15 protein-coding genes, 1 tRNA gene and 2 other RNA genes are annotated in these 20,702 nt (G+C 65.0%); 13 read left to right on the plus strand and 5 right to left on the minus strand.

Annotated elements, in window-relative coordinates; all coding sequences use genetic code 11:
- Window positions 1-97 precede the first annotated feature (97 nt).
- On the plus strand, window positions 98-1,525 hold the full coding sequence (locus CKY51_RS13020) for a sugar porter family MFS transporter (RefSeq protein ID WP_152249339.1): 1,428 nt from the start codon (window positions 98-100) through the stop codon (window positions 1,523-1,525).
- Window positions 1,526-1,788: 263 nt separating this feature from the next.
- Window positions 1,789-3,327, plus strand: coding sequence for an MASE1 domain-containing protein (locus CKY51_RS13025; protein ID WP_152249340.1), 1,539 nt, complete (start codon window positions 1,789-1,791; stop codon window positions 3,325-3,327).
- Here CKY51_RS13025 and CKY51_RS13030 read toward each other — a convergent pair.
- From CKY51_RS13030 to CKY51_RS13040, 3 genes are all read right to left on the minus strand, one after another.
- Window positions 3,281-3,745 carry a hypothetical protein gene (locus CKY51_RS13030; RefSeq protein WP_244952539.1) on the minus strand — a complete coding sequence of 155 codons (465 nt, stop codon included), beginning with the start codon at window positions 3,743-3,745 and terminating at the stop codon, window positions 3,281-3,283. The two genes, CKY51_RS13025 and CKY51_RS13030, sit on opposite strands and share 47 nt — an antisense overlap.
- A 577-nt stretch (window positions 3,746-4,322) precedes the next feature.
- A non-coding RNA gene (locus tag CKY51_RS13035) (sX9 sRNA) lies at window positions 4,323-4,398 on the minus strand.
- A 178-nt stretch (window positions 4,399-4,576) separates the two neighbouring features.
- Complete coding sequence (locus tag CKY51_RS13040) at window positions 4,577-4,804, minus strand: hypothetical protein (protein WP_022971937.1); 228 nt, start codon at window positions 4,802-4,804, stop codon at window positions 4,577-4,579.
- 213 nt (window positions 4,805-5,017) lie between these two features.
- On the opposite strand from CKY51_RS13040, the gene CKY51_RS13045 reads away from it, so the two are divergent.
- From CKY51_RS13045 to CKY51_RS13055, 3 genes are all read left to right on the plus strand, one after another.
- A complete protein-coding gene (locus CKY51_RS13045) occupies window positions 5,018-6,187 on the plus strand; it encodes an N-acetylmuramoyl-L-alanine amidase (RefSeq protein ID WP_022971936.1) in 1,170 nt (389 codons plus the stop codon).
- Between the two features lie 29 nt (window positions 6,188-6,216).
- Complete coding sequence (gene folE2 / locus CKY51_RS13050) at window positions 6,217-7,140, plus strand: GTP cyclohydrolase FolE2 (RefSeq protein ID WP_031339446.1); 924 nt, start codon at window positions 6,217-6,219, stop codon at window positions 7,138-7,140.
- A 61-nt stretch (window positions 7,141-7,201) separates the two neighbouring features.
- Window positions 7,202-7,277: non-coding RNA, sX9 sRNA (locus tag CKY51_RS13055), on the plus strand.
- Window positions 7,278-7,712: 435 nt separating this feature from the next.
- Here CKY51_RS13055 and CKY51_RS13060 read toward each other — a convergent pair.
- Window positions 7,713-7,787, minus strand: a tRNA-Glu gene (locus CKY51_RS13060).
- 80 nt (window positions 7,788-7,867) lie between these two features.
- On the opposite strand from CKY51_RS13060, the gene pcnB reads away from it, so the two are divergent.
- The 6 genes from pcnB (at window position 7,868) to pgi (ending at window position 13,393) form a co-directional block, all read left to right on the plus strand.
- Window positions 7,868-9,214, plus strand: a complete 1,347-nt coding sequence (gene pcnB / locus CKY51_RS13065) for a polynucleotide adenylyltransferase PcnB (protein WP_031339442.1) — start codon at window positions 7,868-7,870, stop codon at window positions 9,212-9,214.
- A 3-nt stretch (window positions 9,215-9,217) separates the two neighbouring features.
- A complete protein-coding gene (gene folK, locus CKY51_RS13070; protein ID WP_022971933.1) occupies window positions 9,218-9,703 on the plus strand; it encodes a 2-amino-4-hydroxy-6-hydroxymethyldihydropteridine diphosphokinase in 486 nt (161 codons plus the stop codon).
- 35 nt (window positions 9,704-9,738) lie between these two features.
- Window positions 9,739-10,554: a 3-methyl-2-oxobutanoate hydroxymethyltransferase gene (gene panB, locus CKY51_RS13075; RefSeq protein ID WP_022971932.1), complete on the plus strand. Its 816-nt coding sequence runs from the start codon at window positions 9,739-9,741 to the stop codon at window positions 10,552-10,554.
- Window positions 10,551-11,396 (plus strand): pantoate--beta-alanine ligase, encoded by an 846-nt coding sequence (gene panC / locus CKY51_RS13080; protein WP_022971931.1) that lies wholly within the window; start codon window positions 10,551-10,553, stop codon window positions 11,394-11,396. The genes panB and panC overlap by 4 nt, the downstream gene beginning before the upstream one ends.
- 105 nt (window positions 11,397-11,501) lie before the next feature.
- Window positions 11,502-11,882: an aspartate 1-decarboxylase gene (gene panD / locus CKY51_RS13085; RefSeq protein WP_022971930.1), complete on the plus strand. Its 381-nt coding sequence runs from the start codon at window positions 11,502-11,504 to the stop codon at window positions 11,880-11,882.
- Window positions 11,879-13,393 (plus strand): glucose-6-phosphate isomerase, encoded by a 1,515-nt coding sequence (gene pgi / locus CKY51_RS13090; RefSeq protein ID WP_022971929.1) that lies wholly within the window; start codon window positions 11,879-11,881, stop codon window positions 13,391-13,393. Before panD ends, pgi begins: the two co-directional genes overlap by 4 nt.
- A 246-nt stretch (window positions 13,394-13,639) precedes the next feature.
- Here pgi and CKY51_RS13095 read toward each other — a convergent pair whose 3' ends face one another.
- On the minus strand, window positions 13,640-15,595 hold the full coding sequence (locus CKY51_RS13095; protein ID WP_031339440.1) for a PhoX family protein: 1,956 nt from the start codon (window positions 15,593-15,595) through the stop codon (window positions 13,640-13,642).
- 409 nt (window positions 15,596-16,004) lie between these two features.
- On the opposite strand from CKY51_RS13095, the gene CKY51_RS13100 reads away from it, so the two are divergent.
- Window positions 16,005-18,614, plus strand: coding sequence for a glycoside hydrolase family 3 protein (locus CKY51_RS13100; RefSeq protein WP_022971927.1), 2,610 nt, complete (start codon window positions 16,005-16,007; stop codon window positions 18,612-18,614).
- A gap of 261 nt (window positions 18,615-18,875) precedes the next feature.
- Window positions 18,876-20,438, plus strand: a complete 1,563-nt coding sequence (locus tag CKY51_RS13110; protein WP_152249342.1) for a sodium/sugar symporter — start codon at window positions 18,876-18,878, stop codon at window positions 20,436-20,438.
- Window positions 20,439-20,702 lie beyond the last annotated feature (264 nt).

Genomic DNA, 20,702 nt, shown 5'->3' on the forward strand with positions numbered 1-20,702 from the left:
TACCTGACGCGTTGATGTTTCGTGGCCGGCGGCGCAGGGCGCTGCCGGCCGATGCCGGCCTTCGCGCTGGTTCCTTGCATGTTTCCCAGGTGAACCCATGTCCAGCGTCCCCCTGACCGGCGCCCCCGACGCCGGCGAGAACACCCGCTTCATCATCCTGATCAGCTGCGTGGCCACGATCGGCGGCTTCCTGTTCGGCTTCGACAGCGGCGTGATCAACGGCACCGTCGACGGACTGAAGCAGACCTTCCAGTCGACGGCGGCCGAGACCGGCTTCGAGGTCGCCTCGATGCTGCTCGGTTGCGCCATCGGTGCGTTCTTCGCCGGCCGGCTGGCCGACCGCTGGGGACGTCGTGCAGTCCTGATCATCTCTGCCGTGCTGTTCCTGCTGTCGGCCATCGGCGCCGGCGCCTCGCACAGCTCGGGCTTCTTCATTTTCGCCCGGGTGATGGGCGGCTTTGCAGTGGGCGCAGCCAGCGTGATGTCGCCGGCCTATATCGCCGAGGTCGCCTCGGCGCGCTATCGCGGCCGGCTCGCCACCGTGCAGCAGATCGCCATCATCAGCGGACTGTTCTGCGCCTTCCTCAGCAACTACCTGTTGGCCAAGGCCGCCGGCGCCTCGACCGAACCGCTGTGGGCCGGGCAGGCCGCCTGGCGCTGGATGTTCTGGATGCAGGCCATTCCGTCGCTGGCGTTCCTGCTACTGCTGCTGGTCATTCCCGAAAGCCCGCGCTATCTGGTGGTCAAGGGGCGGCGTGAGCAGGCGCTGGCGGTGCTCACGCGCTTGTACGGCAGCAATGCCGCGCAGACCAAGCTCGGTGAGATCGCTGCATCGTTGTCGGCCGACCAGCACAAGCCCAAGCTGTCGGACCTGATCAGCAAGGCCACCGGCAAGATCCGCCCGATCGTCTGGATCGGCATCGGCCTGGCGGTGTTCCAACAACTGGTCGGCATCAACGTGGTGTTCTACTACGGCGCGGTGCTGTGGCAGGCGGTGGGCTTCTCCGAACAGGATGCGCTGCTGATCAACGTGCTGTCCGGTGGCCTGAGCATCGGCGCCTGCCTGGTGACGGTGATGCTGGTGGACAAGATCGGGCGCAAGCCCTTGCTGTGGATCGGCTCGGCCGGCATGGCGGTCTCGCTGGCGCTGGTCACCTATGCCTTCGCCACCGCATCGCTGGATGCCAATGGCAAGCTGGCGATGTCCGATGCGATGGGCATGCTGGCGCTGGTGGCCGCGAACGTCTACGTGGTGTTCTTCAACGCCTCGTGGGGCCCGGTGATGTGGGTCATGCTTGGCGAGATGTTCCCCAACCAGATCCGCGGCTCCGGCCTGGCGGTCGCCGGTGCGGCGCAGTGGACGTCCAACTTCGCCATCACCGTGACCTTCCCGATCCTGCTCGGCAGCATCGGCCTGGCCGGCGCCTATGGCATCTACACCGTCGCGGCCTTCATTTCGGTGTTCTTCGTACTCAAGTATGTGTATGAGACCAAGGGCAAGGAATTGGAGCAGATGGAGGGGTGATTTGGCCTACGAGGCTTAATGGCATGAGCTGCTAGAGGAAGACCGCGCAGTGCGCGGTCTTCTTCCATTGGCGGCAGTGAAGCGGATGCGCTCAGTGCGAGCGAATGCGGTCCGGTGCACCAGGACAGTGCGATGGGCGATAAGTTGCGCGCAAGAACATCCTCGATCCGGCTTCACTCTCGCATTCTGTGCGCTCCGGCTAGACTCGGTCCGGCAGTTCCCTCCAAACTACGGCGACTAAGAAGGCCAGGGAGTGGTAGGCGATGACGTTAGCCAAGAAATTCCTCAGGGGTGCGCTGATCGGCGTGTGCTACTGCCTGGTATTTCTGATGCTTTGGCGTTTCTCCCTTGATCAGTGGTACCTGCCGGTTGGTTTGCGGGTTGTTACTTTGCTCTATCGACCTTATCGGGAGTGGCCGTTCCTCCTGGCGGGCGATGCTGCGGCGATGTTGTTCCTGCGGATTCCGCTGGGCGAGCTGCAGGGCTTCAGTCCGCTCTGGTCGTACTTGAGCCCCTTATTGCATGCGCCTTTGATCGCCAGCGCGATCGTCCTGCTACGTTACCGGGCACCTTACATCGTTCAGAAGCAGCAGTGGCTTATCCCTGCCGCTCTCGCGTTAGCGCTTTGGAACGCGTTGTGCAGCCTGTTATTGAACGGGCTCCTCGGCGGGCCGCCGATTTATCCTGTCATCGACCTGTTGTTACGATATGGGGTGGGCAGCTATCTCGGTGTGCTTATTCTGTTGTTGCCGGTAATGTTGTGGGTCAGTTGGAATGAAAGTCCAGTGCGTTCCAGTTTTCCGCGGGATATTGCTGTCGCAGTGGTTGTTATTCTCAGCATCTTCTTCACTCTAGGTGTCTTGGGCGACTCCTCGGTGCGAAATGTTCTGATGGTCGCAATGCTGGTGCCGATGGTTGTGCTGACCTTCAGGCATGGGTGGAGAGGGAATGCGTTGGGGGCGCTATTGGCGAGCTTTGCGCTTGAGTTCTCGATGCCTAAGGTGTATCAGGTCGGGTTCTTTGATCAGGATGTTTTCAACATCCAATTGCTCTATGGGGTGGTGACGACGATTCTGTTTATCTTCGATGCTCGTCTGCGTGAGCCCGTCCGCGACGGCGTATCGAGTCAATCGAAGGATGATGTCTATGCTTTCGCCCGCAATAGCTACGCCAGCGCCGAACGCTTGCTGCGCAATCGCGTGCTCGAATACTCTGACATCAATGTGCAGATCAACAGAATGCGCAAGGATGTAGTGGCCGATTTGAGGGCGAAAGGGCAGCATTCGGTTGCGATGGAGATGACGCGAGTAGGAGTTATCGAGTCGCAACTGCTGCAGCAATATGTCGCAGCGCTATATCCGTTGGAAATAGAAACGCATGGGTTGTACCAAGCGCTAAGTTCGCCGTCGCTTGAACGCTTCTGCTCATCTCAGTTTCAGTGTGTGTTTCGTGGCGACTGTAGGGGCTTGTCTTTGGGGCTACAGTTGAGTGCATATCGCAGCGTGCTCAATTGCGTCGAGATTTTGCCTCCGGCTGGCAGGCATTTCATTCAGGTGCGTGCATGGGCAGCTAGTGAAACCCGTGGAGTCGCGGTGCGTGTTATTGCAGATTCCTCCTCGGCAGAGGTGTCCCGGCGCGACTTGAATGACGTGGAAGCCGAGCTAAAGGCAAGATTGAAAGCGCATGGCGGCATGTTCCATCGCCGCCATGCATCGGTTCTGACATTCCTGGTCGCTGAAGACAATCCCGTGATGATTAGGGAGATACGATCCACTGATCCCCGGTTGCTGCGCGCCGTGTGAGGACAGTGAAGTTTCTTGTCTTATAGACGAGTTGGGCCGCGTTGCGTTGGCCTGCATCGCTTGTAGTCGACTCGCTCGAGCTTGTGTCTGAGATCTTATTCTTCGTAGGTAAAACAACGCGATTCACGTCCTTGCCCATCGGTAGGGTCCACAGCGCATCATCTACCCTGGCGACGACAGCGTGGACAACGCCGGTGACATCGTTGATCTGCAAGTATGTCACGCCATCACGATGGAATTCATAGATGGCAAGCGACGGGTCCATGGCGAGGTTTGCCGCCTTGGGGTTGCTATCTCCAAGCCCGATGGCAGCCGTGCCGACGCCGCCACTGGGGCAGCAGTCAGCCATTGCCGCGCCCGATGCAAAAAGTCCAGCGACGACACAAAAAGGTTTCAGCCAAGTATTCGCATTCTTCATGGTCTTGCCTTCCCCCTGCATGGGGCAGCTTCGCCTGCGATTCAGGCGCTTGTACGTTACGTCCTTATCAAGACGTTTTGTTGATTATTTGTCGCAGAGCCCTGGGGAGGGGCTCTCGCGTTGCGTACAGGAAAGTGATGTTCGTTCGCCTTGGTTGCCATCATTTAGCCTGCCCCATGTTGGGGCATTGCTGTCGTTGCGTCGGCAAAAAATCTATTAGCTGCAAGAGCTCGTGCAAGCCTGCAAGTTCCAAGATGTTTGCGGGTCGGGGTTAGTCGGGACGATCCTGATTTGTCTCCGTCGTCCGGGGCGGTTTCAGACGTGAGACGATTCGTGCGACCTTTGATTTGCCAGCGACAAGCAGCCTGGACAAAGGGTGTGGGTATGGGGAGAGAACTCCGAATGGCCTTACATGCATGCAGACGGCGAGACCACATATAAAGCGTATGGGAACAATTGCTGCCGCCCTGAAGTGGCAGCGGGTAGGCCATGATGGGGCGTGTACGCGACCGGCTTGCCTGCGCACTTATCAAAGATGACCCCCTGGTGATGCGTATGCAGGTGACCGGCTAAGAGCGGCTAACAAAACGTAGCGAGCAGCCGTCAGGTGGGCGCGGACGGCGTGCAGGAACCGCAGTGTACGAGTGGTACATGCGGATTCCGAGCACAGGCCGCGCCCGCCTGGCGGCTGCGCAGTCGTTTTGTTAGCTGCTCTAAGGCGTTAGCTCGGTGTTGCACGGATGCTGGCGCATGCCTAGCAGTGACCATCACGGGATAGGCCGCCAGGACCCCCTCAATCTTCCAGGCAAACAAGCGACTGGGAGCTCGCAATCAGCCGGCAAGAGGGCGGTGCTGCCGTGCCCGCTCGAACCATGCAATGACCTGGGCATGATGCTGCGCTCCCCAGCGACGCAGGAACTGCTGGGTGTGGTGGTCGCTGGGGTCGCGTAAGGCGGCCAGGCGTTGTGCGATGAAGGTGGCCGTCAGTGGCTGGGCGCAATCGACTTCGATGCAGTGACGCCACGCGTCGTAGTTGGCAGGGACCGGGCCGATGGTCATAGGTGTCCTTGGGAAGATGAATGGCGACACGTGCACAGAGCCGTTGACACTTGCGTCACGCCTTTAATTGTTACTTTATAACAATCATCTTGATCGCCGTCGATGCGTCGTGCCTTTCAGTCCTATCGCCTCTTGTATCTTTCAGCGTCATGCCCCTTCCGCAGGAAGGGCACGCGATCGCTCCATTGTCCGTGACCCTTGCAGGCCGACTGCATGAAGCGACGCGCGTTGTTGCAGGCCACCGGCGCGGCCATGGTGCTTGCGCCCGGCCTGGTCAGGGCCGCAGGCCAGGCCCGTCTGCAGGCGTGCTCGCTGCAGCGAGGCGATCGGGGAACGCAGCTGCGGCTGTCCCTGTCGGCGCCGACGCCGTACCACCTGTTCGCCCTGACCGGGCCGCAGCGTCTGGTCATCGACCTCGGGCAAGTGGCCCCTGCGCTGCCTCAGATCGCAGCGATTGCCGATGGCGAGCCAGTGACCGGCATTCGCGCGGGTGTGCATGGCGATGGCGTGCGCGTGGTGCTCGATCTGACCCGGCCGGTCGCCGCGCAGCCGCGCTGGCAAGGCGGCGAGCTGCTGATCGATCTGGGCGGCGAGGCGGCAGCGCCGGCAGCGCAGGCACCTGATGGGGTGGACAGTCAGGTTGCCGATGCGCTCGCGCCGGCCGCGCTCGGCCATCGCCTGCGCCCTTACGTGGTGGCGATCGATGCCGGCCATGGCGGCAAGGATCCGGGTGCGGTCAGCGCCGACACGCGCTACGAGAAGCATGTGGCGATGGCGATCGCTGCGCGGCTGCACCAGCGCCTGGCCGCCGATGCGCGCTACCGCCCAACGATGATCCGCAGCGACGACCGTTTCGTGCCGCTGCACGAACGGGTGCTGATTGCCCATCGACACAATGCCGACCTGTTCGTCTCCATCCATGCCGATGCCGCGCCCAACGCACAGGCGCGCGGTGCCTCGGTGTATGCGTTGTCGGAGAACGGCGCCAGTTCGGCCATGGCGCGCTGGCTGGCCGACAGCGAGAACTCCGCCGACGAGATGGGCGACAGCACGCGTCGGCTGCGGGTGCCGAGCAACCCAGTGCTTTCGCACGTACTGGCAGACCTGTCGCTCAGCGGCACCATCGCCAGCAGCGTGCAGTTCGGCTCGCTGATGCTCGAACGCCTGCAGCAGGTCACACGTCTGCACCAGACCCAGGTCGGGCAGGCCGGGTTCGCCGTGCTGAAGTCCCCCGACATTCCCTCGCTGCTGGTCGAGACCGGTTTCATGAGCAATCGCGACGACTGCCAGCGCCTGTGCGGCCAGGCGCATCAGGACGAGCTCGCGCAGACCCTGCACGCCGGTATCGACGACTACTTCCGCGCCTTCCCAGGCCGCGCCTGAACGCCGCGCCTCCCTTCCCGAGAATGATGATGTCCGCCACGCTTCCCGATGTCGCTGTCACCGAACCGTCCTTACAACATGCGCCGCTGCGATGGGTGGGCATGCAGGACATCGCCATGCCGATCCGTCTCGACGAGGCCGAGCCGAGCGGAACGGTGGCAGCGCGCGCGCAGGTGCAGGTCGATCTGCCGCGTCCGGAGTTGAAGGGAATCCATATGTCGCGGTTGTACCGGCTGCTGGATCGGCATGCCGAAGAGCCGCTCTCGCCGGCGATGCTCTCGCGCTTGCTGGAGGCGTTGATCGACAGTCATGCCGATTGCGGCAGCCGTGCCGCGCGCGTCTGCCTGTCGTTCGAGCTGATGCTGCGTCGGCCGGCACTGCGCAGCGCGGGGCTGGCCGGATGGCGGGCCTATCCGGTACGCATCGACGCGCAACATCGGGCTGGCTACAGCCGGATCCAGTTGCGGGTCGACGTCGTGTATGCCTCCACCTGCCCATGCTCGGCGGCGTTGTCGCGCCAATTACTGAGCGAGGCGTTTCTGGCCGAGCATGCCGGCGATCAGTCGCTGTCGCCCGCGGCGGTCGCCCAGTGGCTGCACCAGCATGGCTCCTACGCCACCCCGCACAGCCAGCGAAGCGTGGCCCAGGTCAGCGTGGATGTCATTTCCTGTGTACAGGCCTTCGATATCCGGCAATTGGTCGACCTCTGCGAGCAGGCACTGGCCACGCCGGTGCAGGCGGCGGTGCGGCGGCCCGACGAGCAGGCCTTTGCGCGTTTGAATGGCGCCAACCTGATGTACGTGGAAGACGCGGCGCGTCGCCTGCGTGCCGTGCTGGCCGAGCGTTTTGCCGCCTTCCATGTCGCGGTCCGGCACCTGGAAAGCCTGCACGCGCACGACGCGATCGCCGCCACCGACAGTGCCGTGGTCGGGATGCATCCGCTGCGCGACTAAGAGCAACCAACAAAACGACTGCGCAGCCGCCAGGCGGGCGCGGCCGGTGCTCGGAATCCTCATGTACCACTTGTACACTGCGGTTCCTGCGCGCCGTCCGCGCCCACCTGACGGCTGCTCGCTACGTTTTGTTAGCCGCTCTAAAGCAATCGATGCGTGGACCGGTCCGCGCCGCATCGGCGCGGTCGGTCGGGGGAGGGCGGGGCGTCTGCGGCGCTGTCGTCGCTTCACAGTGCGGATGACGTCGCCAGTCGATGGCAGGCAGAGCCGGGCCGCTGCGCCCGTGTGTGCGGTATCGATCTGCGCGCGCCATGGGGGCGATGCCGGCGAGGCTCCACACGAGAGCAATGCAGCGTTTGCAGTGCGATGCAGGAAGGCGGCCGGAGTGGGCCCGAGCGGCTCCCCGGTGACCGCTCGACCGATGGCCGAGGTGCGCTGCGTCAGCGTCGATGCGCATCGCTGACGGCGGCAACGAAGCGACCCATCGGACGTGGAGCTGCCGGCTTGCGCTCCTGTAGAAACGCAAAAACCCCGCGATGCGGGGCTCTGGCGTTGCTGCAGTGAGAACACGTTGGCGCTCCCTAGGGGACTCGAACCCCTGTTTTAGCCTTGAGAGGGCCACGTCCTAACCACTAGACGAAGGGAGCGTTTGGTGCGTCTTGTGCAGCGCGCTAGTATAGTGGGCTAAGAGCCGTTCGGCAATCCTGCACCACGAAACGGAAGCGCCATCATCGAACCCTCAGTTACATCCCCGTTCACGCTGCGCGTCATTCCACGCGATCAGCACACCATTTCGCGCAAGGACATCAGCCCCAATGCGCTACGCGTGTTGTACCGCCTTCGCGAGGCCGGCTTCGGTGCCTATCTGGTCGGCGGTGCCGTGCGCGACTTGTTGGTCAGCGGCCATCCCAAGGATTTCGACGTTGCCACCGACGCCACGCCCGAAGAGGTCAAGGCGCTGTTCCGCAATTGCCGACTGATCGGACGCCGCTTCCGACTGGCGCACGTGGTCTTCGGCCGCGAGATCATCGAAGTGGCCACCTTCCGCGCCAACGTCGATGATGGCAGCGGCGATCGCGAATTGGATAACGGTCGGCTGGTACGCGACAACGTCTACGGCACCATCGAGGACGATGCGATCCGTCGCGACTTCACCTGCAATGCGCTGTATTACGCGATCGAAGATTTTTCCGTGCGCGACTACTGCGGCGGGTTCGAGGACGTGCAGGCGCGGTTGATGAAGCTGATCGGCGATCCGGAGCAGCGCTATCGCGAGGATCCAGTGCGCATGCTGCGCGCGGTGCGCCTGGCGGCCAAGCTCAGTTTCGAGATCGAGGCCGGCACCGCCGAGCCGATCCCGCGTTTGGCCGGGCTGCTGGCCGAGGCAGCGCCGGCACGGTTGTTCGAGGAAATCCTCAAACTGTTCCTGTCCGGTCACGGCGTCGCCAGTTTCGAAGGGCTGGAGCGTTACGGCCTGCTGGCTGCGTTGTTCCCCGAGAGCGCGGCGGCGCTACGCTCCAATCGCAGCGGTGCGCTGCGGCGGATAGTGCTGGAAGGTCTGCGCAATACCGATGCGCGGGTGGCCAACGATGAGCCGGTGTCGCCGTCGTTCCTGTTCGCCTTGCTGTTGTGGCCGGCGTTCTGCCGCACGTTGATGGGCTTGCAGGCCCAGGGCGTACAGCCGGAGGACGCGCAACGGCGCGCCGCCGACCGCGTCACCTTGCATCAACTGGAGCGGGTGGCGCTGCCGCGCCGCTTCTCGTTGCCAATGCAGGAAATCTGGCTGTTGCAGACCCGGTTCTCCTCGCGCCAGCGCAAGCGGGTGTTCCGCACGCTGTCGCATCCGCGCTTCCGCGCCGCCTTCGACTTCCTGGTGCTGCGCCAGTTCGCCTCGTCCGATCACGCCGCGGACGTGGAGTTCTGGCGTGAGGCCCAGCAGTCTTCCGGCCAGGAGCTGGTGGCGGCGATCGAGACCGCGCAGGCCGAGTACGACGAAGAGGGCGAGGGCACCGGTGCGGCCCCCCGCAAACGTCGGCGCCGCCGCCGCCGCAGTGGCCCAGGCGCAGGCGAGTAAACCGTGCACGCCGCGTTTGTCGGCCTGGGTGCCAACCTGGGCCCGGCCGAGGACAGTGTCCGCCAGGCCATCGCTGCGCTTGGCGGCTTGCCGCAAACGCGCCTGATCGGCGCTTCGCGGCTGTATCGCACCCCTGCCTGGGGGCGTCAGGACCAGCCGGACTTCATCAACGCAGTGGTGCACCTGCAGACCAGCCTGGCGCCCTTGGCGCTGCTTGACGCGTTGCTGGGCATCGAACAGACCTTCGGCCGCCAGCGCCGCGACGACGATCGCTGGGGGCCGCGTACGCTGGACCTGGACCTGCTGTTGTACGCCGATCAGATCATCGACCAACCACGGCTACAGGTGCCGCACCCGCATCTGCATGCACGTGCGTTTGCCCTGTTGCCGCTGGCCGAGCTGGCCCCGGAGCTGCGCATTCCCGGCCATGGAACAGTGCGGCACGCCCTGCAGGGCGTGGATGCCTGCGGGCTGGAGCCGATTGGGTAGATAATGTCCGGCTTATCACCCCTCGCAATGAGTTCATGAGCAGCCATACCGACAGCAAGCCCTGGACCGTGCCCGCCCTGGCCGAGGCCAAGCGCGATGGCCGCAAACTGGTCATGTTGACCGCTTACGACGCCGGCTTTGCGCGGACCTTCGACGCCAACGGCGTGGACCTGATCCTGGTCGGCGATTCGCTGGGCATGGTGGTGCAGGGGCATGAGTCGACGCTGCCGGTGACCACGGCCGACATGGTCTATCACACCGCCGCGGTGGCCCGTGGCCTGCAGCGTGCCTTGCTGGTGGCCGATCTGTCGTTTCAGGCCGATGCCACGCCCGAGCGGGCGCTGGATGCCGCGACCCAGCTGCTGCAGGCCGGCGCGGAGATGGTCAAGATCGAAGGCGCCGGACACAAGCTGGATGTGATTCGCTACCTGGTCGAGCGCGAGATCCCGGTGTGCTCGCACCTGGGCCTGACTCCGCAGTCGGTGCTGCGTTTCGGCGGTTACAAGGTGCAGGGCCGTGGCGAGGCCGCCGACCAGCTGCGCGCGCAAGCGCAGGCAGTGGTCGCCGCGGGGGCGGCGCTGGTGGTGCTGGAATGCGTGCCATCGCCGCTGGCGCAGCAGATCACCGCCGAGCTGAGCGTGCCGACCATCGGCATCGGTGCCGGCCCTGGGTGCGACGGCCAGGTGCTGGTGATGCACGACATGCTGGGCCTGGATAGCGGTCACCGCCGGCCCAAGTTCGTCAAGGATTTCCTGGCCGAGGGCGGCTCGGTGGCCGGCGCCGCGCGTGCCTACGCCGAAGCCGTGCGCAACGGCAGCTTCCCCGACGCCGAGCACGCCTACGCCGCATGATCCAGACCCTGACCGATCTTTCCGCGCTGCGCGCGCTGGTGGCTGGCTGGCGCCGCGAGGGCCTGCGGGTCGCGCTGGTGCCGACCATGGGCAACCTGCACGCCGGCCATTTCTCGCTGGTGATGCTGGCCCGGCAGTCTGCCGACCGGGTGGTCTCCAGCGTGTTCGTCAACCCGACCCAGTTCGGGCCGAACGAGGACTTCGCCCGCTACCCGCGCACGCCCGAGGCCGATCTGCACGGCCTGGCCGACGCCGGCTGCGACGCGCTGTGGCTGCCGAGCGTGGACACGATGTACCCGCTAGGGACGGCGCAGGCCATGCGCATGCGCGCACCCGGCGTCAGCGAGGTGCTCGAAGGCGCCTGCCGGCCCGGCCATTTCGATGGCGTCTGCACGGTGGTGGCGCGGCTGTTCAACCAGGTGCAGCCGGACGTGGCCGCCTTCGGTCGCAAGGATTACCAGCAGCTGGCGGTGATCCGGCAGATGGTGGCCGACCTGGCGTTCCCGATCGAGATCGTCGGTGGCGCCATCGTTCGCGAGGCCGACGGGCTGGCGATGAGCTCGCGCAACCAGTACCTGTCGGCCGAGGAGCGGCCGCGGGCGGCGCGCATCCGCCAGGTGCTGTTGCAGATGCGCGAGCAGGCCACCGCTGGCCTGGCGCGCGCGCAGGTCGAGGCCGAGGCTGTGCAGGCACTGGCGCAGTCCGGGTTCCAGGTCGATTACGCGGTGGTGCGTTCGCCGGATCTGAGCGATCCCGGCCCAGCGCCGCTGGCGGGGCCACAGGTGGCGCTGGTGGCCGCGCGCCTGGGCAACACCCGGCTGATCGACAACCTGGAATTCTGAGCCCGGGCAGGGCGCGGCTGAAGCCCTTACCCCCCGCGGTCGCGGCGGCCGGTCCACGCCGCCGCTTTCCGCTAAAATGGCGACTTTCCTTCGTCGTTGCCCGTCATGCACCTGTCTCTGCTGAAAGCCAAGATCCACCGCGCCACCGTCACCCACTCCGAGCTCAACTACGAGGGCTCGATCGCCATCGACGGCCTGCTGCTGGAGGCGACCGGCATCCGTGAATTCGAACAGGTCCATATCTGGGACGTCACCAACGGCGCGCGCTTCACCACCTACGCCATCCGCGCCGAGGACGGCAGCGGCATCATCTCGCTCAATGGCGGCGCCGCGCGTCATGTGCAGGTCGGCGATCTGGTGATCATCGCTGCGTTTGCCAGCATGAGCGAAGAAGAAGCCAAGACCTTCCAGCCCAATCTGGTATATGTGGGTGCGCACAACGCGATCACTCACACCAACCACAGCATCCCCACGCAGGCCGCATGACCACCAACAACGGATTCGACGCGCTTCACGCCCACGCCCAGCGCCTGCGCGGCGCTGCCATTCCCGCACTGCTTGCCGCCGAGCCGGAACGGCCAGCGCAGTACGCCAGGCAAGTCGGTCCGTTGTATTTCAATTTCGCGCGGCAGAAGTACGACCGCGCGGCGCTCGACGCGCTGTTCGCGCTGGCGCGCGAGCGCGATCTGGCCGGTGCGTTCGAGCGCTTGTTCCGCGGCGAACAGGTCAATGTCACCGAGCAGCGCGCCGCGCTGCATACCGCTTTGCGCGGCGATCTGACCGATGCGCCGCTGGCGTCGGACGCCTACGCGACCGCCGCCGAGGTGCGTCAGCGCATGGGGGCGCTGATCCAGCAATTGGAAGGCACCGAGGTCACCGACATCGTCAGTGTCGGCATCGGTGGCTCGGACCTCGGTCCGCGCCTGGTGGCCGATGCGTTGCGGCCGGTCTCCGGCGCGCGCTTCCGTGTGCATTTCGTCTCCAATGTCGACGGCGCAGCGATGCAGCGCACGTTGGCCACGCTGGACCCGGCACGAACCGCCGGCATCCTGATCTCCAAGACCTTCGGCACCCAGGAAACCCTGCTCAACGGCAGCATCCTGCATGCCTGGCTGGGCGGTAGCGAGCGGCTGTATGCGGTCAGCGCCAATCCCGAGCGTGCCGCCAAGGCCTTCGCCATCGCGCCGGGGCGTGTGCTGCCGATGTGGGACTGGGTCGGCGGCCGCTATTCGCTGTGGTCGGCGGTTGGCTTTCCAATCGCGCTGGCGATCGGTTTCGAGCGCTTCGAACAATTGCTGGAGGGTGCAGCGCAGTTCGATGCGCATGCGCTCAACACGCCCTTGGAAGAAAACGTCGCCGTGCTGCATGGGCTGACCGCGGTGTGGAACCGCAACCTGCTGGGCAGTGCCACCCACGCGGTGATGACCTACGACCAGCGTCTGGCGCTGTTGCCGGCGTACTTGCAGCAATTGGTGATGGAGAGCCTGGGCAAGCGTGTCAAGCTCGATGGCTCGGCGGTCGATAGCGATACCGTGGCGGTCTGGTGGGGCGGGGCGGGCACCGATGTGCAGCACAGTTTCTTCCAGGCGTTGCACCAGGGCACGAGCGTGGTACCGGCCGATTTCATCGCCACGGTCCATAACGACGATCCATACGGGGAGAATCATCAGGCCTTGATGGCCAACGTGTTGGCGCAGACCGAAGCGCTGGCCAATGGCCAGGACAGCAGCGACCCGCATCGCAGCTACCCGGGCGGGCGTCCGAGCACGGTGATTCTGCTCGATGCGCTGACGCCGCAGGCGCTGGGCGCGTTGATCTCGATGTACGAGCACAGCGTCTACGTGCAGTCGGTGATGTGGGGCATCAACGCCTTCGACCAGTTCGGCGTGGAGTTGGGCAAGCAGTTGGCCAGCCAGTTGCTGCCGGCGCTCAAGGGCGAGGCGGTAGACGTGGCCGATCCGGTCACCCGCGCCTTGCTGGCCAAGTTGCACGGCTGAGCGCAGCGCACCGGCTGGCATGCTGACATGCGAACGGGGCCTAAGGGCCCCGTTCCGTTATCTGATGTGGTGCATCGAAGCGGATGGATGGCCGATCCGGCATCGGTGACCGCGCGGTCGCGTCGGCGCATCATCCACGCCGACCAAACCAATCGCTGCGATCGCAAGATATCAACGAAGCGATGCAGCGCCGGGCGCGCTGCCGCTTCGCTGGTCTCGACGCGCGGCCGACAGCGGCACGTCGACTCAGGCCCGCCGCAGGCGCACGCCGACCGGATCGCCGGTGAGATAGCCGACCGCGCCGCCGAAGCGATCCTTGTAGTTGGCCCGCACCAGCGGATCCAGCGTGGCCTTGACGGTATCGTGCAACGGGCTTTCCCAGTCGCCAGGATGCTGGAAGTTGCTCATCACGTAGGTCCAGCCGTGGATCTCGTCGACTGCATGCAGGCCGGTGGATTCGGCGCCTGCCGGCACCGACAGTACGCGCGTCAGCGCGCCAGTGTCCACGTTGTAGGCCCACAGGAAATTGTTGACGTGCAGGCTGCTGTCTTCGCCGATGAATAAGGTGCGCAGCGATTCGGAGAACTTGAGGTTATCCGGGTTGGCGATGCGCTCCGGGTCGGCGAGGTTGCCCAGCGCATCGGCCTGTGCCAGATCGCGGCCGGTCAGGGCAGCCGGTGCGGCCATGTCCACCGGCACCCACTCGCTATGGATCGGTGCGCCTGCACTGTCGCGGCGACCGCCGCGCAGGTTGAGCGCGTACACCGCGCCGGATTGCGGCCCTTGCACCTTCACGTCGCCCGAGCCATCGAGCATGCTAGTGACGATGTAGGACATCGCCATATAGGCGATCTTGTCCTTGGCGTTGACCGTGGTGCCTTCGAGCTTGGTGAATCCCATGCTGCCGCCGGCCAGCGCGGCATAGCGATGCGTTTCCAGATAGGTCGCCGCCTTCTCCATGCCGGGCTTGATGCGAATCCAGTTGTGGGTGCCGTTGAACGGGATGCGAGTAAAGGACGCATCGCCTGGGTCGCTCAAGTGCACGTCGAGAATGTCGGCGGCGGTCAGACGGTCTGCCAGCGCTTCGATTTCCGCGCTGGTGGCGTGGCCGAGGCGGATCCAGCTCAACGTGGCGGCACCTGGGCCGATGCCCGAGGTCTGGTGCCAGCGGCCGACATACAGCGTGCCGGCCGACAGATCCGCCTCGCGATCGGCAATGAACATGAACAAGCCGCCATTGGTGGCGTCGTCGCCCATCAGCACGGTGCGGCGATCGGGCATCACCTGCACCAGTTCGTGCGAGATGCGACCAAGACAATAGTGCTTGCGCACGCTGCCGGTGCCGTCCGGGTGCACGGTGATCTCCGGCAGGTGGCCGTAGTGATACGGATTGGCGCGTTCCGGATCGCCATACAGATGAGTGCTGTAGCTGCGGAACTGGGTATTGCTCGCCAGCGCGGTGGCGTCGGGCTCGTATTCTTCGCTGGACAGGTGCGTGTTCCAGGGCGACAGGCTGGCGCCGCAGGTGGTCCACAAGCCATGCACCGGAGAGGTGTCGACGTTGTGGTACTTCACCAGCGACAGCGCGCCGGTGGCCGGATCCTGGTCCAGCGTCAGCACCGCGATCGGTGCCGGCAGGTGGCGATTGGTGTCGTGGCCGGCTTGGTCGCGAGTGGTGTACTCGAACTGCACCACTGCGAACACGGGATTGCCCTTGACCCCGGGCACATGTGCGTCCGGTAAGGTCAGCAGCGAAGAGCCATCCGGGCAATCGGAAAAGAACTGACGCTCGGCCCCGGGCTTGGAGCGGTCGATGATGGGACGATGCTGGATGTCGTAATACCCGCCGGCCAAGACCGTGCCGCCCTTGCCGTCGGGAACCTGGTCGCCGGTAACGAAGAAGGGGCGATAGGTCAGCGCATAGCGCTGCTGGCTGCCGTCGGCACGGGTCAGCGTCAACGCCGAGCCGACCGTGGTGGTGGCCATCGCCGCGGGGTTCTGCAGGTCGGGCGCTGGCATGCCATGAAATTGGGCATGCACCAGCTGTGGCGGTTGCGTCGATGGACGCAGCGGACCGGCGCCCATGGCTGCACCGCCGAGTTGCTGCAGGGCGGTGGCGCTGGCGCTGCCGAGCGGCAACAAGGGGACGCTCGCCAGCAGCTGGAGCGCGCGGCGACGGGAAAGCGTAGGCGAGGGGGACATTGCGACTCCGGATCAAAGACATCGACGCCGCGGTGATGGCGATGCGGCAAGCCGCTCACGCTAGGTCGCATAGATGACCGTTGTTTGACAGCGGGCTCACCCGTTGGCGGTGATTCGGAGTCGCTGGAAAAGGTGCGCAGGCTTTGCGCACCGGCTCGCTTGCGGGGTGATGCGCTGCAGCAAATCAGCGTGGTCGCCTGCGCGCCTTCAGTGGCCGGTTCAGGGCGATTTCCTGCGGTTTCACGCCGGCTGTCGGTATTCCAACCCTATAGCCGAGCACCATAAGTTCCGACTGATTTCGCATAGCTTCAACCGCGGTTGACAGGGTTTGGGAATCACGCAAGCGTACGCCGCCTACCGGTCTGCGGCTGTGCATGGATTGCCGCGGGGGACCTAATTGGAGAACCACTTGGATAAGTTGCTGCGTCGTACTGTCGTGCCCGCCCGTCGTGCCCTTTGCCTGGCCACTGCCGCCACGGTGCTGTTGCTGGCCGCGTGCCAGGACAAGCAGGCCCCCGCCGAGCCCAGCAAGGACACGCCGACTGCGGCGCCCGCCGAGGCTTCGACGGCGATCCATCCGGACCAGTGGCCGACGCCCAAGTGGCCGTTCGCGCAGGATCCGGCGCTGGAGCAGCGCGTCAGTGACGTGATGGCCCAGATGAGCGTCGAAGAGAAGGTGGCGCAGACCATCCAGGGCGACATCGCCAGCATGACGCCGGACGACGTGCGCAAGTACCGCATCGGCTCGGTCCTGGCCGGCGGCAATTCCGATCCGGGCGGCAAGTACAACGCCAGCCCGGCCGAATGGCTCAAGCTGGCGGACGCGTACTACGAGGCGTCGATGGACACCTCCAAGGGCGGCCATGCCATCCCGATCATCTTCGGCATCGATGCGGTGCACGGCCAGAGCAACATCGTCGGCGCCACGCTGTTCCCGCACAACATCGGCCTGGGCGCCACTCGCAACCCGGAGCTGATCAAACAGATCGGCGAGGTGACGGCTGCCGAAACCCGCGTGACCGGCATGGAGTGGACCTTCGCGCCGACCGTGGCGGTGCCGCAGGACGACCGCTGGGGTCGCACCTACGAGGGCTATTCCGAGTCGCCGGAGGTGGTGGCCAGCTTCGCCGGCAAGATGGTCGAGGGCGTGCAGGGCGTGGCGGGGACGCCGCAGTTCCTCGACGGTCGCCACGTCATCTCCTCGGTCAAGCATTTCGTCGGCGACGGCGGCACGACCGACGGCAAGGACCAGGGCGACACCAAGGTGTCCGAGGCGACCATGCGCGACATCCATGCGGCCGGCTATCCGCCGGCGATCGCGGCCGGTGCGCAGAGCGTGATGGCCTCATTCAACAGCTTCAACGGCGAGAAGATGCACGGCAACAAGGTCATGCTGACCGATGTGCTGAAGGGCCGGATGAATTTTGGCGGGTTCGTGGTCGGCGATTGGAACGGCCATGGCCAGGTCAAGGGCTGCACCAACGAGAACTGCCCGGCCTCGTTCATCGCCGGCGTCGACATGGCGATGGCGTCGGACAGCTGGAAGGGCATGTACGAAAGCGAGCTGGCAGCGGTGAAGTCCGGCCAGATCAGCATGGAGCGGCTGGACGATGCGGTGCGCCGCATTCTGCGCGTCAAGATGCGGCTGAACCTGTTCGAGGCCGGCAAGCCGTCGACCCGTCCGCTGGGCGGCAAGTTCGCGTTGCTGGGTTCGCCCGAGCATCGCGCCATCGCTCGCCAGGCAGTCCGCGAATCGCTGGTGTTGCTGAAGAATCAGGCCGGTGTGCTGCCGCTGGATCCGCACAAGCGTGTGCTGGTGGCCGGTGACGGCGCCAACGACATGGGCAAGCAGTCCGGCGGCTGGACCTTGAACTGGCAGGGCACCGGCACCAAGCGCAGCGACTATCCCAATGGCAACACTATCTGGGAAGGCCTGGACAAGCAGATCAAGGCCGCTGGCGGCACCGCCGAGCTGGCGGTGGATGGCCGCTACAAGACCAAGCCGGACGTGGCGGTGGTGGTGTTCGGCGAGAACCCCTACGCCGAGTTCCAGGGCGATATCGCCACCTTGCTGTACAAGCCGGGCGACGACAGCGAACTGGCGATGATCAAGAAGCTCAAGGCCGAGGGCATCCCGGTGGTGGCGGTGTTCCTCAGTGGTCGTCCGCTGTGGGTGAATCCGTACATCAACGCATCCGATGCCTTTGTCGCCGCCTGGCTGCCTGGCTCGGAGGGCGAGGGCATTGCCGACGTGCTGCTGCGCAAGGCCGATGGCAGCGTGCAGAACGACTTCAAGGGCAAGCTCAGCTTCTCCTGGCCCAAGACCGGTATGCAGTTCGCCAACAACGTCGGCCAGAAGGATTACGACCCGCAGTTCAAGTTCGGCTTCGGTCTGACCTATGCCGACAAGGGCGATCTGGCGCCGTTGTCCGAGGAATCTGGCGTGTCCGGCGAGCAGTCGGCCGGTGGTGCCTACTTCGTGCGTGGCAAGCCGGCGCTGGGGATTGCGATCCAACTGTCCGGCGTCGCCCAGAAACACATGCCGGCGACCACGCTACCGGTGGGCCTGTCCGATGGCAGCCTGAAGATCAGTGCGGTGGACCACAAGGCGCAGGAAGATGCACGGCGTCTGCAGTGGTCCGGCAGCAAGCCTGCCAGTTTCTTGCTGATGTCCAGCAAGCCGGTGGACGTCACCCGCGAGAGCAATGGCGATGTACAGCTGCAACTGAGCGTGCGCCGCGACAGCGCGGTGACCGGTCCGGTGTGGGTGGGCGTGGAATGCGGCGATCGTTGCACCGGTCGTGTGGATATGCAGAAGACGCTGGCCGCGTTGCCGCAAGGTCAATGGAAGGTGGTGGGCATTCCGCTCAAGTGCTTTGCCGTGGCCGGCGCCGACATGAGCAAGCTGACGCAGGTTGCCGGCCTCGAGAGCGGCACGGCGTTGGACCTCGCTGTCTCCAAGATCGCGCTGGGCGCGCTCAACGAAGCCGAAGTGACGGTGGACTGCCCGGTCAAGTAAGGCGCACGCCCGGCGGTACGCTTCCGGGCCTGCGGGAGATCGAACGCAACACGCGCGTCGCCGCCCTCGGCGACGCTAGACAGCGGCCACCGCGCGCGGTGGTGTCATCAGCCGCCGCGGGGGCGGTGTCGTCGATCGGCCGGGATGGCCTGCAGCCGCGGTTCGCCGCGCTGCCGTTGCGCACTGGTTGCGCCGCGCCAGCGCGTGTCCCGGCCCTGTCCGATCGTCGACGCATCCTCCAACGCAACATGGGAGAGTGCAGTGGGTTTGGCGACGTTGGACATCGTGATCGTGCTGGTCTATCTGACCGGCATCTTCGTACTCGCGCAATGGGTGTCGCGCGAGAAGGCCGGGCACAGCAAGAGCGCCGAGGATTATTTCCTGGCCAGCAAGTCGCTGCCCTGGTGGGCGATCGGCGCCTCGCTGATCGCCGCCAACATCTCGGCCGAGCAGATCATCGGCATGGCCGGTTCCGGTTATGCGATCGGGCTGGCCATCGCCTCCTACGAATGGATGGCGGCGTTGACGCTGTTGATCGTCGGCAAGTTCTTCCTGCCGATCTTCCTGCGCAACCGCATCTACACCATGCCGCAGTTCCTCGAGCAACGCTACGGCAACCGGATTCGCACCTTGATGGCGGTGTTCTGGCTGGGCTTGTACATCTTCGTCAACCTGACCTCGATCCTGTGGCTGGGATCGATCGCGGTGACCCAGGTCACCGGCATGGACCAGCTGCTGGCGCTGACGTTGATGGGCGTGTTCGCTCTGGCCTACCAGCTCTACGGCGGGCTCAAGGCGGTGGCGTTGACCGATATCGTGCAGGTCTGCCTACTGGTGCTGGGCGGCTTGCTGGTCACCGCGCTGACCTTGAGCGCGATCGGCGGCAGCGAGGGCATCGTCGGTGGCTTCCACCAGCTGTGGCAACGGCATCCCGAGCATTTCGAGATGATTCTTTCGCGCGACAATCCCTTCTACAAGGACCTGCCCGGGCTGAGCGTGCTGATCGGCGGGCTGTGGATCATGAACATCAGCTACTGGGGCTTCAACCAATACATCATCCAGCGCGCGCTGGCGGCCAAGAACATCGGCGAAGCGCAGAAGGGCATGGTCTTCGCTGCCTTCCTCAAGCTGCTGATGCCGGCGGTGGTGGTGTTGCCGGGCATCGCGGCCGTGGTGCTGGCGCCGACCTTGGGCAAGCCCGACCAGGCGTATCCGACGATGATGCAGCTGCTGCCCACCGGCGTGCTGGGCCTGGTGTTCGCGGCGCTGGTGGCGGCGATCGTGGCCTCGCTGGCGTCCAAGATCAATTCGGTGGCGACCATCTTCACCCTGGATTTCTACGCCAAGTCGCGGCCGCAGGCCGATCAAAAGCAACTGGTGCGGGTGGGACGCATCGCGGCCTTCGTGTCGGTGGCACTGGCGATCGTGACCGCCAAGCCGCTGCTGGGAGGGTTTGATCAGGCGTTCCAGTACATCCAGGAATACACCGGCTTCTTCACCCCGGGCATCGTGGTGATCTTCATGCTGGGATTGTTCTGGAAGCGTGCCAACGAAGCGGGTGCGCTGACCGCGGCGATCGGTTCGTTCGTGTTGTCGGTGGTGCTCAAGCTGGCGTGGCCGTCGCTGCCCTTCATGGACCGCGTGGGCCTGGTGTTCCTGCTGTCGCTGGTCCTGGCGGTCCTGGTATCGCTGGCGACGCCGGCGGCGCCGGCGCGCGACATGATCCGCACCGACGACGTCGGCTACGGCACCCCGCTGAGCTTCAATACTGGTGCGGTCGGCGTGATCGCCATCCTGATCGCGCTCTATACCTTGTTCTGGTGACCGCTGCGCGCGCCGCCGCAAGCGAGCGCGTGACCGGTAGAGGCGTGGCCGCCGACGCGTGCCACGTCTTGGCAGACCGCAGCGCTGATTCCAACGCAGCGCGCCTGCAGGTGCGTTGACGGCGCTAGAGCGTGTTATGCGCTTTGAGGTGAGTGCGAAGCGTCCTGCGGCGCGTCGAGACAAGGCGTGCGCCGCGCGGCTTGCCTTGGCGCTAGCCAAGCCGGCGCCACCCAGCACCCGCTCCGCACCGCTGACGGCCAACGC

The organism is Xanthomonas maliensis (assembly GCF_009192945.1).
Taxonomy (GTDB): domain Bacteria; phylum Pseudomonadota; class Gammaproteobacteria; order Xanthomonadales; family Xanthomonadaceae; genus Xanthomonas; species Xanthomonas maliensis.